Origin of the sequence: Maricaulis sp. W15, from assembly GCF_001924955.1 — a bacterium.
Classification (GTDB): Bacteria; Pseudomonadota; Alphaproteobacteria; order Caulobacterales; family Maricaulaceae; genus Maricaulis; species Maricaulis maris.
Window position 1 is genome coordinate 463,216 of sequence record NZ_LQXG01000012.1, and the last position, 13,775, is coordinate 476,990.

14 protein-coding genes and 3 tRNA genes are annotated in these 13,775 nt (G+C 63.2%); 3 read left to right on the forward strand and 14 right to left on the reverse strand.

All coding sequences use genetic code 11. The annotated features are described in order from the left end of the window. The first annotated feature begins 36 nt into the window (after positions 1–36). A complete protein-coding gene (locus AWH62_RS07610; RefSeq protein ID WP_198928869.1) occupies positions 37–603 on the forward strand; it encodes a DUF1993 family protein in 567 nt (188 codons plus the stop codon). Positions 604–854: 251 nt separating this feature from the next. On the opposite strand, the gene AWH62_RS07615 is transcribed toward AWH62_RS07610, so the two are convergent. The 10 genes from AWH62_RS07615 to AWH62_RS07660 all read right to left on the reverse strand — a co-directional run bounded on the left by AWH62_RS07615 (position 855) and on the right by AWH62_RS07660 (position 6,918). Continuing rightward, positions 855–931: transfer RNA gene (locus AWH62_RS07615), tRNA-Arg, on the reverse strand. A 20-nt stretch (positions 932–951) separates the two neighbouring features. Next, positions 952–1,257, reverse strand: coding sequence for an ETC complex I subunit (locus AWH62_RS07620; protein WP_075189869.1), 306 nt, complete (start codon positions 1,255–1,257; stop codon positions 952–954). Positions 1,258–1,320: 63 nt separating this feature from the next. Next, positions 1,321–1,397: transfer RNA gene (locus AWH62_RS07625), tRNA-Pro, on the reverse strand. 41 nt (positions 1,398–1,438) lie between these two features. Further along, positions 1,439–2,008, reverse strand: coding sequence for a DUF192 domain-containing protein (locus AWH62_RS07630; RefSeq protein ID WP_075189870.1), 570 nt, complete (start codon positions 2,006–2,008; stop codon positions 1,439–1,441). A gap of 113 nt (positions 2,009–2,121) precedes the next feature. Beyond that, on the reverse strand, positions 2,122–2,610 hold the full coding sequence (locus AWH62_RS07635) for a cold-shock protein (protein ID WP_158025584.1): 489 nt from the start codon (positions 2,608–2,610) through the stop codon (positions 2,122–2,124). 373 nt (positions 2,611–2,983) lie between these two features. Beyond that, on the reverse strand, positions 2,984–3,493 hold the full coding sequence (locus tag AWH62_RS07640) for a 6-carboxytetrahydropterin synthase (protein WP_075189872.1): 510 nt from the start codon (positions 3,491–3,493) through the stop codon (positions 2,984–2,986). Between the two features lie 121 nt (positions 3,494–3,614). After that, positions 3,615–3,689 (reverse strand) — tRNA-Glu (locus AWH62_RS07645). A 67-nt stretch (positions 3,690–3,756) separates the two neighbouring features. Then, positions 3,757–5,568, reverse strand: coding sequence for a single-stranded-DNA-specific exonuclease RecJ (gene recJ, locus AWH62_RS07650; RefSeq protein WP_075189873.1), 1,812 nt, complete (start codon positions 5,566–5,568; stop codon positions 3,757–3,759). A gap of 11 nt (positions 5,569–5,579) precedes the next feature. After that, positions 5,580–6,536 carry a class II fructose-bisphosphatase gene (glpX, locus tag AWH62_RS07655; RefSeq protein WP_075189874.1) on the reverse strand — a complete coding sequence of 319 codons (957 nt, stop codon included), beginning with the start codon at positions 6,534–6,536 and terminating at the stop codon, positions 5,580–5,582. A gap of 52 nt (positions 6,537–6,588) precedes the next feature. Beyond that, complete coding sequence (locus tag AWH62_RS07660; protein ID WP_075189875.1) at positions 6,589–6,918, reverse strand: hypothetical protein; 330 nt, start codon at positions 6,916–6,918, stop codon at positions 6,589–6,591. An 83-nt stretch (positions 6,919–7,001) separates the two neighbouring features. Between AWH62_RS07660 and phaC the strand changes: the two genes are divergently transcribed. Beyond that, on the forward strand, positions 7,002–9,068 hold the full coding sequence (gene phaC / locus AWH62_RS07665; protein WP_075189876.1) for a class I poly(R)-hydroxyalkanoic acid synthase: 2,067 nt from the start codon (positions 7,002–7,004) through the stop codon (positions 9,066–9,068). Here the strand turns inward: phaC and AWH62_RS07670 are convergent. Both AWH62_RS07670 and AWH62_RS07675 read right to left on the reverse strand, forming a co-directional pair. Continuing rightward, entirely contained in the window at positions 9,065–10,954 is a 1,890-nt protein-coding gene (locus AWH62_RS07670) for an ABC transporter transmembrane domain-containing protein (RefSeq protein ID WP_075189877.1), read from the reverse strand. The genes phaC and AWH62_RS07670 overlap by 4 nt on opposite strands. A gap of 33 nt (positions 10,955–10,987) precedes the next feature. Then, positions 10,988–11,614 carry a bifunctional 2-polyprenyl-6-hydroxyphenol methylase/3-demethylubiquinol 3-O-methyltransferase UbiG gene (locus tag AWH62_RS07675; protein ID WP_075189878.1) on the reverse strand — a complete coding sequence of 209 codons (627 nt, stop codon included), beginning with the start codon at positions 11,612–11,614 and terminating at the stop codon, positions 10,988–10,990. A 112-nt stretch (positions 11,615–11,726) separates the two neighbouring features. Between AWH62_RS07675 and AWH62_RS07680 the strand changes: the two genes are divergently transcribed. Beyond that, positions 11,727–12,638, forward strand: a complete 912-nt coding sequence (locus AWH62_RS07680) for a LysR family transcriptional regulator (protein WP_075189879.1) — start codon at positions 11,727–11,729, stop codon at positions 12,636–12,638. A gap of 65 nt (positions 12,639–12,703) precedes the next feature. Here AWH62_RS07680 and rpsI read toward each other — a convergent pair whose 3' ends face one another. Next, positions 12,704–13,201, reverse strand: a complete 498-nt coding sequence (rpsI, locus tag AWH62_RS07685) for a 30S ribosomal protein S9 (RefSeq protein ID WP_075189880.1) — start codon at positions 13,199–13,201, stop codon at positions 12,704–12,706. 1 nt (position 13,202) lies between these two features. Continuing rightward, positions 13,203–13,667 (reverse strand): 50S ribosomal protein L13, encoded by a 465-nt coding sequence (gene rplM, locus AWH62_RS07690; protein ID WP_075189881.1) that lies wholly within the window; start codon positions 13,665–13,667, stop codon positions 13,203–13,205. Positions 13,668–13,775 lie beyond the last annotated feature (108 nt).

Below are 13,775 nucleotides of genomic sequence, written 5' to 3' on the forward strand. Positions count from 1 at the left end.
CCGATCCACCTCGCCATTAACAACAGATCCCAATCCATGACGATGACACCCAGCGGAATTTTGCTTCGCACCTACACGCAAATGCTCAAGGGCCTCGCCGCTTGGCTCGAAAAGGCGCGTGACCAGGTCGACAACCCCGACGCGCTGATGGCTGCACGCCTGGCGCCGGACATGTTTCCGTTGACGACACAGATCCGCTTTGCCTGCCTGCAGGCCCACGAGGGCGGTCACCGTCTGTGTCACCAGGACTTTCCCGCAGAGCTCGATATTCTGCTCGAGGAAGGCCGGCAGGGCGGCGACAGGCCGGGAACCATGGCCGACGCACTGCAACGGATCGACGAGGCTCTGGCGGCCCTGGACTCCTTTGTCCCAGAGGAAATGGACGCAGGTGGCGACCGCCCGCTCGCTCTCGAGCTGCCGATCGGCCTGGCCTTCGATTTCGACGGTGCGACCTATGTGCGGGATTGGGCCCTGCCGCAATTCTACTTCCACATCACGATGGCCTACGCGATCCTGCGCCAACAGGGCGTCGAGCTGGGCAAGGCGGATTATGTCGCCCACATGTTTGCCTATCGCCGCGAGTCCGCGGACACGCCTGGCTAGCGGCGGATCCCGGCTGACCGCGATATTGATCGGGCGCGCCGCCAATTCGAACCCGCAGGGTTCGCAAGTGCGTCCAAGCGCCGGGCGGTCAGCCCGCCCCTCGGTGGCGTTCGCGCAGCGAACTGCCGCGAGATCAAAGATCAATCAAGCGCCCAGACCACAGCCCTGAGCGCGTTCCATGTGAGCATCGACCCCGGCACCGGAATCGATGACGGGCTCGGGTCGTGCGGAACGGGAACAAAAAGAAAGGCTGGCGCTTCCGGCAGGACTCGAACCTGCAACCATCCGCTTAGAAGGCGGGCGCTCTATCCGGTTGAGCTACGGAAGCTGAAATCAGGCGCGCAGGCGCTAGTGCGACCAAGGCTGTTTGCGGGTCGCCGAGAAATTGTCGGAATAGGATTTGGCGTAGCGCTTGGGCTCTTGCGGTTCGACGACCTGGAAGGGAATGCCCTGACGTTTGGCATAGGCCACCGCGTCATCCTGGCTGTCGAAATTGAGTTTGATCTGACCGCGCATGTCGGACGAAGACGTCCAGCCCATCAGCGGATCCGGGCGCTTGGCCATTTCCGGCGAGAATTCCAGGACCCATCTCTTGGTCTTGCCGCGACCTGATTGCATGGCATTGCGTGCGGGACGGTAGATCTTCGCGAACATTCGCCTCTCCCAATCAAACCCTCGACCGGCCCGGAGCACAGGGCTGATCACGTCAACGGCAAATGGTCGGGGCGGCAAGATTCGAACTTGCGACCCTTCGCTCCCAAAGCGAATGCGCTACCAGACTGCGCCACGCCCCGACTTGATGCCCTTATGTAAGCGCCGCCCGATTAAGGCAAGCCTACTGCGCCTCGTCGGCGCTTTCCTCTGCAGCAGGCGCGTCGTCCAACGCAGCCGCCTCGACCTCAACCGTGTCAAAAAAGGGATGATGCACGATATCGCCGGGACGTAATCCCATCTCGATCGCCTGACCGGCTCCCAATTCCAGCACACCGGCCACGGTCGCATCCGACGACAGGCTGCGCAGCGATTCGGCTTGCGCGTAGGCGATGATCTTCACGACCACGCCGGCCGGGTCGATATAGACAATGTCGAGGTCAACCAGGGTATGGCGCATCCACATCGAAGCCGGCTGTGCCGGTTCGTAGTGGAACAGCATGCCGGTGCCCGGCTCGACCGCCTCGCGCCACATCAGCCCGCGCTCCATCTGGGCCGGCGTCGCGGCAATTTCTGCCATGATCTCATACTCATCGCCGCGCGCGGTCACGATGCGCACAGGATCGGGACCACCGAATTCGATGCTCGCATCCCGGGCGGTCGGATCTTGATTGGTTTGCGGGTCGGTCTGCTGCGCCGAGGCGGCGTCAGCAAGACCAAGAGCCAGAAGGCCGGAAAGGATCAGGTTTCGCATGCGCCGAAGCTAGCGGCGCACCGGTTCGTGCGCAACGCTCAATCACAAGCAGGGGCAGCGTCAGGCAGAGCCGGGCAAACAGGACCGGGCCTTCTGCCCCGGTCCGCGCTTGTTCACGACAGGCCGGCGACCTTGATTTCCGCCGCCAGCGCCCCCTTGGGACCTTCCACGCAACGCACTTCGAGCCGGTCACCCGGCTGGATATCGTCCAGACCCGCCCGCCGCAGTGTGGCCGCATGCAGGAAGACATCACCCTCGACATCATCGCAGGTCACGAAGCCATAGCCGCGCAAGGCGTCGAACCATTTCACAACGGCCTCACAAAACGGCGTGTTGACCACGGCATAGGGATGGAAACGGCGTGGGCGGGATTCCGCCTCGGCATCGCCACCCGTCATCGCCATCAACTCGACCGCCTGCCGACCCTTGTCGCCTTGAACAGCCTTGCAGAGAATTTTCGCGTTGGGCAGGGCCGGCCCTTGGCCGAACCGTCGAAGGCAACTGGCATGAAGGAGGATGTCCCCCTGCCCGTCACTTGCATCAATGAACCCGTAGCCCCGAGCTGGATCATACCATTTTACCCGGCCTTCGAGCTCAAGCATCTCTGTGTCTTCAAAGACTTCGTGAGCCAAAACCATCTTGTCACTCGCTAAAACAACCCTCAAGCGAAGGATTGTCACACAAAATGACATGTTAAGAGAAGATGAAAGCGACGATTGGTTGCTTGAAACTTCCGCTAAATCTTGATAGTGAGAGCCAGTCGCAGCAAGATTACCACAACATGTTGAGGTATAGACAAATTTCGACCGCTATCTGATGCGGTTTTCATGACAGTTTGGTAATCTGCAAAATTCGCGTTTAAAGCGAATTTCTTGAGCAGCTAACAGCGTTCACATTCGACAAAAACCGGTTCGTGTGCGCATGGATTTGCCTGTTCGACGGTCAGCCGGTGGTGGCAAATCCGGTGAAAACGAATCAGTCGCCGGAGAGTTCGGCCTGCAGCCGTTCCGCCTCGGCAAGCTGTGCCATGGCCGCCGACGACCGGTAGATGGCCGAATTGGACGCGTGCTCAGAACATTCCACCGACTCGACCCAGCAACGCCCGCCGGTCGCCGCGCGGACGATCTCGGAGGCCTTGTGGAAGGCAAGTTCCGCCATCCGCTCGCAGCTGGTGCCCTGCACGATGCGCACGCGCGCCAGGCCGCGCTCGCCCAGCGCTTCCAGGACGGGCCGTTCCGGATCGTCCTCGGCGACAAGAAGCGTGTGGTCGAACATCTCATGAAGCCAATCCTTGATCGGCCCGAAACCACCCCTGCCGAAATCGAGCACCCAGCCGCGCTTGTCGAGCTGTTCAGCGGCGAAGACGAAATGGAATCCGAAGGAGTAACCGTGCAGGAGTGCGCAATGACTGTCCGCCGCCCATTGCCGCGAACAGCAGGACAGTCCGCGCTCATTGCCATAGGATTTGGTCGACAGATGGGCCATGCCCCACTCTCCGCTCACTGTTCGGTGTGGGCCTATAGCCCGCACCCTGCACCAAGGCAAACCGGCGCCGGACTTGCGACCGGGTTCAGGGTCGGATCGCTCTGTATGGGGAGGAACATCGTGGCAGTCCCTAGGGGAATCGAACCCCTCTTTCCAGGTTGAAAACCTGGCGTCCTAACCGATAGACGAAGGGACCGCAGCGATGTGAGGGCCGTCGTATAGAAAAGCCTGAGCGACCTTGCAAGCGGGATTTCTGTAAAATCTCATTCCGCTGCAGTCGCGAGGTCCTCCAAGTGCAGCTGCACCCGTTCCCGACCCTGCCAAGTGTCCAGCTTAAGACGACCGAAGGCATGGAACAAGCCCGGCCCGGCGGCCAGCAGGGCCTCGCCAATCGGGGTTTCGGCGCAGCGAAAACAAATGCCATCAACCCGCCGCCCGTCGAGATCACCCAGCGTAAACCGGACATGATCGGTGCCGACCCGTTTGGCGAAGCTGACCCGCATGCGCGGCAGCACAAAGCGCGGTTCGGCATTGCCCTGGCCGAAGGGCGCCGCCCGTTCGAGCAATTGCGCCAGTTCCGTCGTGATCCCGCCAGCAGTCAGAACGCCATCGGCCCGCAATGCCATCTCATCTGCCGCTGCGGCGAGTTCCGGCGCCAGCCTGTCGTCAAGATAGGCGACCAGCTCGGTAATCCGGTCCGGGTCGATGCTCAACCCGCCAGCCATGGCGTGACCGCCGCCCGACAGCAACAGGCCGGCATCGCGCGCGGCGGCAATGGCGCCGCCGAGATTGACCCCGGGCACTGAGCGCCCGGACCCCTTGCCGATCGGCGGTGAGGCCGCGCGATCCAGCCCGATCACGATGACCGGCTTGTCGAATTTCTCTTTCAGACGCCCGGCGACCACGCCGATCACGCCGGGATGCCAACCCTCGCCGGCCGCGACCAGGATGGCGCGCTCACTGGCCTGGCCCTCCAATTGCGCCAATGCCGCTTCCTGCACATCGGCTTCGATGCTGCGGCGCTCGGCATTCAGCGCATCAAGCTCCCCGGCGATCCGCCGGGCGAGCGCTTCATCTTCGGTGGTCAAGAGCGTGGCCCCGAGATCGGACTTGCCAACACGGCCGCCGGCATTGATGCGCGGACCGATCAGAAAGCCGGCATGATAGGTATTGGCCTCGCCCTCGACACCTGACGCCTCGGCCAGGCAGCGCAGGCCGAGATGCGACCAGCGCCCCATGGCCTTGAGGCCCTGCGCCGTGATGGCGCGATTGACCCCGGTCAGCGGAACGACGTCACAAATCGTGCCCAGGGCCGCCAGGTCGATCCAATCGAGCAGGTCGGGTTCATTGTTCGGTGTGATCGTGCCACGCCGCCTGCCCTCGCGATTGAGCGCGGCCAGGAAGATGAAGGTCACCCCCGCTGCGGCGAGATGGCCACACCCGGATTTGTCGTCGGATCGATTGGGATTGACCAGTGCCGCCGCCGGCGGCATCGCCGCGTCCATCAGATGGTGGTCGATGACAATGACGTCGAGTCCGATTCCCGCCGCATGCTCCAGCGCCGCATGAGCGGCCGCACCGCAATCGACCGTGATGACCAGTTCGGCGCCGCGTGCCTGCAAGGTCTCGAACGCCGCACCGGAAGGGCCATAGCCTTCCTCGATGCGATCCGGAACATAGATATCCGCCGTGCGGTCAAAATGGCGGAAATAGCGGATCAACTGTGCCGCCGAGGTCGCGCCATCGACGTCATAATCGGCGAATACCGCCATCGGACGCTGCGCCTCGATGGCGTCCCAGACCAGGCTTGCGGCCTTGTCCATGTCGGCGAAATCGGACGGATCGGGAAAGCTGTCCCGCAAACGCGGTGTCAAAAAACCGGCTGCTGCCTCCGCCGTGATGCCGCGCGCCGCGATCACACGGGCCAGGGCATCCGGAACACCTTGTTGGCGGGCAATGGTGACCACGGCGCTCTCATCGGTCTCACGCAGCCGCCAGCGCTTGCCGGAAAGCGAACGGCTCACCCCCAGGAGTGGAGGCGAGCCGTTTGTCAGTGTCGGATTGTCGTCAAGCATCACACCATCGATCAGGCCGCCGGTCGGGCTGACCGGATACGGCGGACCGAATGATCGGCTGAGTCGAGCAAAAGCGTATGCGTGTGCACCGAACCGCCCTCAAAGCGGACACCATCGACCAGATCACCATCGGTGACGCCGGCGGCGACGAAGAGACAATGGCTGGCCGCCAGCTCGGCAACATCATATTTGCGGTCGAGATCGGTCACACCGGTGCGGGCGGCACGGGCGCGTTCGTCATCATTACGGAACACCAGGCGGGCCTGCATCTGGCCACCAATGCAGCGCAGCGCGGAAGCGAGCAGCACGCCTTCCGGTGCCCCGCCCTGGCCGATATACATGTCGACACCGGCGCCGAGACCGGCCGTGCCCATGCCACCGGCCACATCGCCATCGGGAATGAGTCGGATACGGCCACCGGCCTCTTTCACACCATCGATGATATACTGGTGACGTTCGCGTTCGAGGATGCAGACGGTGATCTCGGAGACGTCGACGCCCTTGGCCTTGGCCAGATTGCGGACATTGTCGCCCGGCGTCGCATCAAGATCGACCACGCCCGCAGGCAGGCCCGGCCCGACTGCGATCTTGTCCATATAGGTGTCCGGCGCATACAGGAGACCACCGCGCAGCGCGAAGGAAACCAGAACCAGCGCATTGGCCTGACCCTTGGCGGTCAGGGAGGTGCCTTCGAGCGGGTCGAGGGCGATATCGATCTCCGGACCTTCACCGGTGCCGACTTCCTCGCCGATATACAGCATCGGCGCCTCGTCGCGCTCGCCCTCGCCGATCACGATGCGGCCCTTCATCGGCATGGCGTTGAGACCGGTACGCAAAGCGTCGACGGCGGCCTGGTCAGCCAGCTCCTTCTCACCGCGACCGATCCAGCCGGATGCGGCGACAGCGGCGCTTTCAGCCGCTCGGACGGCCTGGAAGGCCAGATTGGTCAAGGCATGCGTATCGCTCATCTCGTCTTCCTCAAAACACCGTCCGGATCGGGTCCGGTCGGAGACTTCCTGTTCATTGCTGGGGCGGCTGCGTGCGTGCCTGCCCTTCGGACGTGAATTCTTCTGGAGATCCACGCCGGTTTTCCGCTTCCCGGCGCTCGGCCTCGGCCGCCATGGCCGCGCGTGCTGCAAGCAGCCGGCGAGCCTCGGCATCCATGGCGCTGGTTTGCGCCGCGGGAATGGATGTTACCGGTACCACCGCCGGTGCCTGCCGTCCATCCCCGGCCTGGTCCAGGCGATCCTCAACCCAATCCGGATTGCCGGCATTCTCCGTCGGCCTGTCGACGACTGCACAGCCCCCGACAAGCAGCGTGATGGACACGGCGATCAGGACATGTTGCATGGGATCTCCTCGCGCTGGACGCGCGTCGCGCTTTCTATACGCTGATAAGGGTCTGAGTCACCCGTTGATAACAAGGGACTGCCATGAGCGACAAGTCGGGCAAAGGCAAGGCCGGATCCGGTGCGGCGGGTTGGAGCGAGTTGACGGAGAAAGAACTCGAGACCCTCGACCATCTCTCCCGCAATCTCATGCAGGCCTCGCTGAAATCGCAGCATCTGATGTCCGATGTTATGCGCAAGGCGCTTGAGGGTGACCCCGTCCTGCCCAACGCTGACCCGTTTCATTCGGCGCCGGAATTCCAGGAAGTCTGGAAACAGATCATCGCCCAGCCCGACCTGATGATGCGCGCCCAGGCCGATCTGATGAAGGGCTATATCGATCTGTGGTCGAATACCAGCAAGCGCGTGATGGCTGGCGAGGCCGAGACCAAGCCCGCGATCGAGCCGGAAGCCGGCGACAAGCGCTGGCGCTCGTCCGACTGGTCGGAAAACCCGGTCTTTGACGCGATCAAACAATCCTATCTCCTCAACCAGCATTTCTTGATGGGCCTGGTGGGCAGTGTCGAGGGCATTGATGATCGCACCAAGCGCAAGGTCGAATTCCTGACGCGGCAAATGACCGACGCCCTGTCGCCGACCAATTTCGCCCTCACCAATCCCGATGTCCTGCGCGAGACCATGCAGAGCCAGGGCGAGAACCTGACCCGCGGCCTGCAAAACCTGCTCGACGATCTGGCCGGAGGCGACGGGCGGTTGGCACTCAAACAGACCGATATGGACGGTTTCCAGGTCGGCCGCGACATGGCGACGGCGCCGGGCGAAGTGGTGTTCGAAAACGCGCTGATGGAGCTGATCCAGTACACGCCGACCACCGAGACCGTGAAGCAGCGCCCACTGCTGATCGCGCCGCCCTGGATCAACAAATTCTACATCATGGATCTGCGCGAGAAGAACTCGATGATCCGCTGGCTGGTCGACCAGGGTTTCACCGTCTTCCTGATTTCGTGGGTCAATCCCGGTCCCGAGCTGAAGGACAAGACCTTCAACGACTACATGCATGAAGGCCTGTTCGCGGCACTGCACGCGATTGAGGCGACAACCGGAGAGACCTCGGTCAATGCGGTCGGCTATTGCGTCGCCGGCACGCTGTTGTCCTCGGCCCTGGCGTGGCTGGAAGCGGAAGGCCAGGCCGACCGCATCGGCTCAGCCACCTTCTTTGCCGCCCAATCCGATTTTGAAAAGGCGGGTGATCTCCTGCTTTTCATTGACGACGTCTGGATGAAGGAGATCGAGCGCATCATGGATAGCCAGGGCGGCGTGCTCGATGGCCGTTCCATGGCCGACACATTCAACCTGCTGCGCTCGAACGATCTGGTCTGGTCCTTCGTGGTCAACAATTACCTGCTCGGGCGCCAGCCTCAGGCCTTTGACCTCCTGTTCTGGAATGCCGACCAGACCCGCATGCCCAAGGCGCTGCACCTCTGGTATCTCGACAATTTCTACAAGAATAACCGTCTGGCCAAGGGCGAGCTGGAGCTGGGCGGACACAAGCTCGATCTCGGCGCGGTCAAGACACCGGTCTATATCCAGGCCTCACGCGACGACCACATCGCCCCCTACCCGTCCGTCTATCGCGCGGCGCGGCTCTATGGCGGCGAAGCCCGCTTCATGATGGCGGGATCCGGTCACATCGCCGGCGTCATCAACCACCCGGACGCGAAGAAATACCAATACTGGACCAATGAGGCCCTGCCCGAGACGGTCGAGGCATGGATTGATGGGGCCACCGAACATCCCGGCTCCTGGTGGGGCGATTGGCGCGACTGGCTGTTCGAGCGTTCCGGCGACGACGTCCCGGCCCGCACGCCCGGCGATGGCAAGCTGAAACCCATCCGCGAGGCGCCAGGCCGTAATGTCCTGGTGCGCAGCGATGCACCCAAGGGCCAAGCGGCGACACCGCCCAGTCCTGATTCCACGGCAGATATTCGGCCCGCCACTAAATCCGCGGCCCGCAAACCGGCGCCGAAAAAACAGGCGTCTGCGAAGGCCACGGCCAAGAAAACGACCGCAAAGAAACCTGCCGCGCGCAAACCCGCAGCCCGGAAAACCAGCGCCAGAAAGCCCGGAAAGACCACGCCGAAGGCCGACTAGCGATCGGCGGTGGCGCCGTCCTGGCCGAACTGAAGTTCGACATAGCGGGCATAGAGGCCGCCGCGCGCCAGCAAAGCCTCATGCTGGCCTGTATCGACGACCAACCCATCTTCCAGCACGATGATCCGGTCCGCCGAGCGGACCGTGGCCAGGCGGTGGGCGATGACCAGCGTGGTGCGTCCTTGGGACAGGCGTTCGACGGCAGACTGGATCAATTGCTCGCTTTCCGAATCGAGGGCGCTGGTCGCCTCGTCGAGCAGCAGCACCGGCGCGTCGCGCAGGATGGCCCGGGCAATGGCCAGGCGTTGCCGCTGGCCGCCCGACAGAGTCGCCGCCCGTTCGCCCAGTGCCGTGTCATAGCCCTGCGGCAGGGCCGCGATGAAACCGTCAGCATTGGCGGCCTGCGCCGCAGCGCGGACATCCGCATCAGACGCACCGGGGCGACCAAAGCGGATATTGTCGGCGACGCTTCCGGAGAAAAGCGGCGCATTCTGCTGCACGATTGCCATTTCCTGCCGCACGGCGCGCGGATCGAGGTCGCGGATATCGACCCCGTCAAGACGGACCTCCCCGGACTGTGGGTCGTACAGGCGCAGCAAGAGCTGGAACAATGTGCTCTTGCCGGCACCGGACGGGCCGACAATGGCGACGGTCTCGCCCGGCTCGACGGAAAAGGACACATCACGCAGCGCCGGGTCCTGCGGTCGCGGTGGATAGGCAAAGGAGACCGCGTCAAACCCGATGGCGCCGCGTACCGGTTGGGCCAGCGGCAGGGCCGGCTCGCGCACCGGCAGGGTCGACCGCGCCGCCAGCAATTCCATCAGGCGTTCCGTCGCACCGGCCGCCCGCATCATCTCGGTATAGGTTTCCGTCAGCATCGCAACGCCGCTGACCGCAACGAAGGCATACATGACGAATTGGGTCATCGCGCCCGGCGTGATCGCGCCGGACTGGACCTGGACCGCCCCGAACCACAACACCGCGATCAGGCCGGTGAGAATGACCGAGAAGATCAGGGCCGTCATGATCGAGCGCACGACGATCCGGCGCATCGAAGCGCCGAACGTCATCTCCACCGCATCTGCAAAACGGGTGGACTCCTCGGTTTCGCGGGTGAAGGCCTGCACGGTTTCAATTGCCTGCAGGGTCTCCCCGGCCCGCGCCGATGCGTCGGCCAGATTGTCCTGACTGACCCGGGACAGGCGCTGGATGCGGCGCCCGAAGAGCAGGATCGGTCCCAGCATGAGCGGGCCGAGTGCCAGCACCAGCAGCGCCAGCTGCCAGCTCACCACCACCATCAGGACCAGCGCCCCGGTCGTCGTCGCAACGGTGCGCAGGGCGACCGAGATCGACGAGCCGACCACGGTCTGGATCAGGGTTGTATCCGTGGTCAGGCGGGACAGGACCTCGCCCGTCCGGGTGCGGGCATAGAAGCCGGGATCGAGCGACAGGAGGTGGGCAAAGACATCCCGGCGCAGATCCGCCACCACACGCTCGCCGAGCCGGCTGATGAAGTAGAAACGAAAGGCGCTGGCGAGCCCGAGCAGGACGGCGACGGCCATGCCGGCCATGAAATACACGCCCAGACCGCCGCCATCGCCCAGAGTCCCGCAACTCGCCGGCCGGACATCGCCGGCGAAACCGCAATCCACCACGAGGCGGAAGGCGGCCGGCAAGACGAGGGTCAGGCCGGAGGCGAGGACCAGAAAGGCCGAAAACGCTGCCAACAATCCCGGATAGCGCGTGATATAGGGCAGCAAGCGGCGCAAGGGCTGCACCGTCTTGGCCTTTTCGCGATGGGCCTGATCTCGTTCCAGCTCGGCGGCAAAGCCGGACCCGCGCGCTTCATCCACGGCATCACTGGCCGATGCGTCCTGTTGGCTCATCTGTGTGTCCTGCAATCCTGCGTGTGAAAACGGTCAACCAGCCGGTTTGCGGGCGACAATGAAGAGCGCCGCCGACGGCTTGGCGCGCCATTCATACTCGATCTCAAAGCCGGCATCGGCAATCTCGCGCTTCAGCGTCTTGGCGCCAAACGCCTTCACCGGCGGAAAGGCGCCCAGCATTCGCCCGATCGGCAGGATGGGGACCATGAACCAGAAACCGTCCAGCAGGCAGGCCGTGCTGGTAATGAAAAGACCGCCCGGCTTCAACAGCTGTCGCGCCTTGGCCATTGCCGCATGACGGTCGTCGAGCAGGTGCAGGATGCTCATCCCCAGGACCATGTCGAATTGACCTGCCGGAAGGTCGAGCTCTAGAAAATCGCCGCGCTCATAGCTGATATTGGTCAAGCCCTTTTCGTCCCCCCGGGCCTTGGCAATACGCAACATTTCGCCCGACAGGTCGGTCGCCAGGATCGACCCGGCATGGGGTGCCAGACGGCGGGCATTTCCGCCGGTGCCGCAACCGAACTCCAGCATGCGGGTGTCCGGGGTCAGATGGCTGCGGATCCGGTCCAGCTTGTGTTCCCAGCCGGGGATGTCCGCGATGGGTTGGGTCGAGTATTTCTCGGCGATCTTGTCCCACCAGCGGTGCGCTTGCGTCATGTTCTGTCTCTCCCGGCCACGACCACCCGTCGTGATCGCCTCGGCTGATATTTAGGCATACGCAGACCGGATATGAATTGCCGCAAAACGGGTTTCTGATATACGAAAACCCATGAATTGGTCCGCTATCGCCTTCGACTGGAATCAGATCCGCGCCTTCCTCGCCACAATCGAGGAAGGGTCGTTCTCCGGCGCTGCCCGCGCCCTGGGGCAAACCCAACCCACGCTGAGCCGACAGATCGCGGCGCTGGAATCGGACCTGGGCGTCACGCTATTCGAGCGCAATCGGCGCGCCACCGTGCCGACCGGCGCCGCCATGGAATTGGTCGAACATGTCCGCTCCATGGGCGAAGCCGCGCAACGGATATCCCTGACCGCCTCCGGCCAGTCCAGCACGATTGAAGGGCTGGTGACCGTGACGGCGACCAATATCATGGCCTCCTACTACCTGCCGCCGATCATCCGGCACATCCGCGAGACGGCACCCGGTATCCGGCTGGAGATCATCGCCTCGAACGAGTTGCACGACCTGCAAAAGCGTGAGGCCGACATTGCGATCCGTCACGCAAGACCCGAACAGCCCGACCTGATCGCGCGACTGGTTGGCGAAACGACCGGCCATCTCTACGCCCATCCCGACTATCTCGACCGGGTCGGACGACCGACCTCAATCGACGACATCAATCGCATGGATTTCATCGGGTTCGAGCAGAATGAACGGGTGATCGAGGCCCTCAACGCGATCGGACTCAGCCTCACGCCTGACAATTTTCCCATCAGTTGCGGCAGCAGCACCGTTCACCATGCGCTGGCGATGCAGGGCCTGGGCGTGACGCCGATGACGCGCGACTGGATCGAGCAGCATTCGGAGCTGGAGGAGCTGTGGCCGGCGCTGCCGCCCATCCCCGTCCAGACCTGGCTGGTCACCCATCGCGAGCTCAATACCAGCCGCCGTATCCGACTGGTCTTCGATGCGATCGCGGACGGGCTGGCAAAACAGGCGCGGTCGCGCCGCCGAAGCTGAGACAAAAAGAAAACGGGCGGCGCCATTGGCACCGCCCGTCTTGTACTCGGCGTTGTTCGGAAAGCTTAGCGCTTGGAGAACTGGAAGGAGCGGCGAGCCTTGGCCTTGCCGTACTTCTTACGCTCGACGACACGACTGTCGCGGGTCAGGAAGCCACCGGCCTTCAGGACCGGGCGCAGGCCCGGCTCGAACAGCTGGAGGGCTTTGGAGATGCCGTGACGCACAGCACCGGCCTGGCCGGACAGGCCACCACCGACGACGGTGGCGACAATGTCGAACTCGTCAACGCGCTCGGCGGCCTGCAGCGGCTGCTGGAGCAGCATGCGCAGGACCGGACGGGCGAAATAGGCTTCCTGGTCACGGCCATTGACCGTGATCTTGCCATTGCCGCGCTTGATCCAGACGCGGGCGACCGCGTTCTTGCGCTTGCCGGTGGCATAGGAACGGCCGTGCTCATCGATTTTGGGCTCAGCCGGAACGGACTCGTCAGCCACCACGGTGCCGGCATCGGCTTCCTTGATGACGTCTTTGAGGTCTTCGAGCGAGCGGGCTTCTTCAGACATATCAGCCTCGCGTATTCTTGGAGTTCATGGACTTGAAATCGACCACTTCCGGCTGTTGCGCCTCGTGCTTGTGGTCGGGACCGGCGTAAACGCGCAGGTTCGAGAACTGCTGACGCGCCAGCGGGCTGTCTTTCGGCAGCATGCGCAGCACGGCTTTCTCGACAACGCGTTCCGGGAAACGGCCGTCCAGCAGTTTCGCCGGGCTGGTTTCCTTGATCCCACCCGGGTGACCGGTGTGGTGATAATAGCGTTTGTCATCGCGCTTGGTGCCGGTGAAGACGACCTTCTCGGCGTTCACGATGATGATGTTGTCGCCCATGTCGACATGGGGGGTGTAGTCCGGACGGTGCTTGCCGCGCAGGCGGGTGGCGACATAAGCAGCGAGGCGACCGACAACGGCACCTTCTGCGTCGATCACGACCCACTTTTTAACGACATCCGCCGGCTTAACGGAGATGGTTTTCATAATAATCCTGCCTCAGGCCTGATTGGATCAGGTTGAATTCGAGCGCGCCGTTTAGGGGGGATTTTCCACTCGGTCAAGCAGGTGTCCGATTTTAGCTGTAATTTTATA

What these genes read in the sequence shown, in the direction of transcription:
- AWH62_RS07640 (WP_075189872.1), bottom strand. Translation starts at nt 3,493, where the DNA reads ATGGCCCATCTGTCGACCAAATCCTATGGCAATGAGCGCGGACTGTCC.
- AWH62_RS07630 (WP_075189870.1), bottom strand. Translation starts at nt 2,008, where the DNA reads ATGCGAAACCTGATCCTTTCCGGCCTTCTGGCTCTTGGTCTTGCTGAC.
- AWH62_RS07675 (WP_075189878.1), bottom strand. Translation starts at nt 11,614, where the DNA reads ATGACGCAAGCGCACCGCTGGTGGGACAAGATCGCCGAGAAATACTCG.
- AWH62_RS07620 (WP_075189869.1), bottom strand. Translation starts at nt 1,257, where the DNA reads ATGTTCGCGAAGATCTACCGTCCCGCACGCAATGCCATGCAATCAGGT.
- AWH62_RS07680 (WP_075189879.1), top strand. Translation starts at nt 11,727, where the DNA reads ATGAATTGGTCCGCTATCGCCTTCGACTGGAATCAGATCCGCGCCTTC.
- AWH62_RS07660 (WP_075189875.1), bottom strand. Translation starts at nt 6,918, where the DNA reads ATGCAACATGTCCTGATCGCCGTGTCCATCACGCTGCTTGTCGGGGGC.
- recJ (WP_075189873.1), bottom strand. Translation starts at nt 5,568, where the DNA reads ATGCTTGACGACAATCCGACACTGACAAACGGCTCGCCTCCACTCCTG.
- glpX (WP_075189874.1), bottom strand. Translation starts at nt 6,536, where the DNA reads ATGAGCGATACGCATGCCTTGACCAATCTGGCCTTCCAGGCCGTCCGA.
- rplM (WP_075189881.1), bottom strand. Translation starts at nt 13,667, where the DNA reads ATGAAAACCATCTCCGTTAAGCCGGCGGATGTCGTTAAAAAGTGGGTC.
- phaC (WP_075189876.1), top strand. Translation starts at nt 7,002, where the DNA reads ATGAGCGACAAGTCGGGCAAAGGCAAGGCCGGATCCGGTGCGGCGGGT.
- AWH62_RS07670 (WP_075189877.1), bottom strand. Translation starts at nt 10,954, where the DNA reads ATGAGCCAACAGGACGCATCGGCCAGTGATGCCGTGGATGAAGCGCGC.
- AWH62_RS07610 (WP_198928869.1), top strand. Translation starts at nt 37, where the DNA reads ATGACGATGACACCCAGCGGAATTTTGCTTCGCACCTACACGCAAATG.
- AWH62_RS07635 (WP_158025584.1), bottom strand. Translation starts at nt 2,610, where the DNA reads ATGCTTGAGCTCGAAGGCCGGGTAAAATGGTATGATCCAGCTCGGGGC.
- rpsI (WP_075189880.1), bottom strand. Translation starts at nt 13,201, where the DNA reads ATGTCTGAAGAAGCCCGCTCGCTCGAAGACCTCAAAGACGTCATCAAG.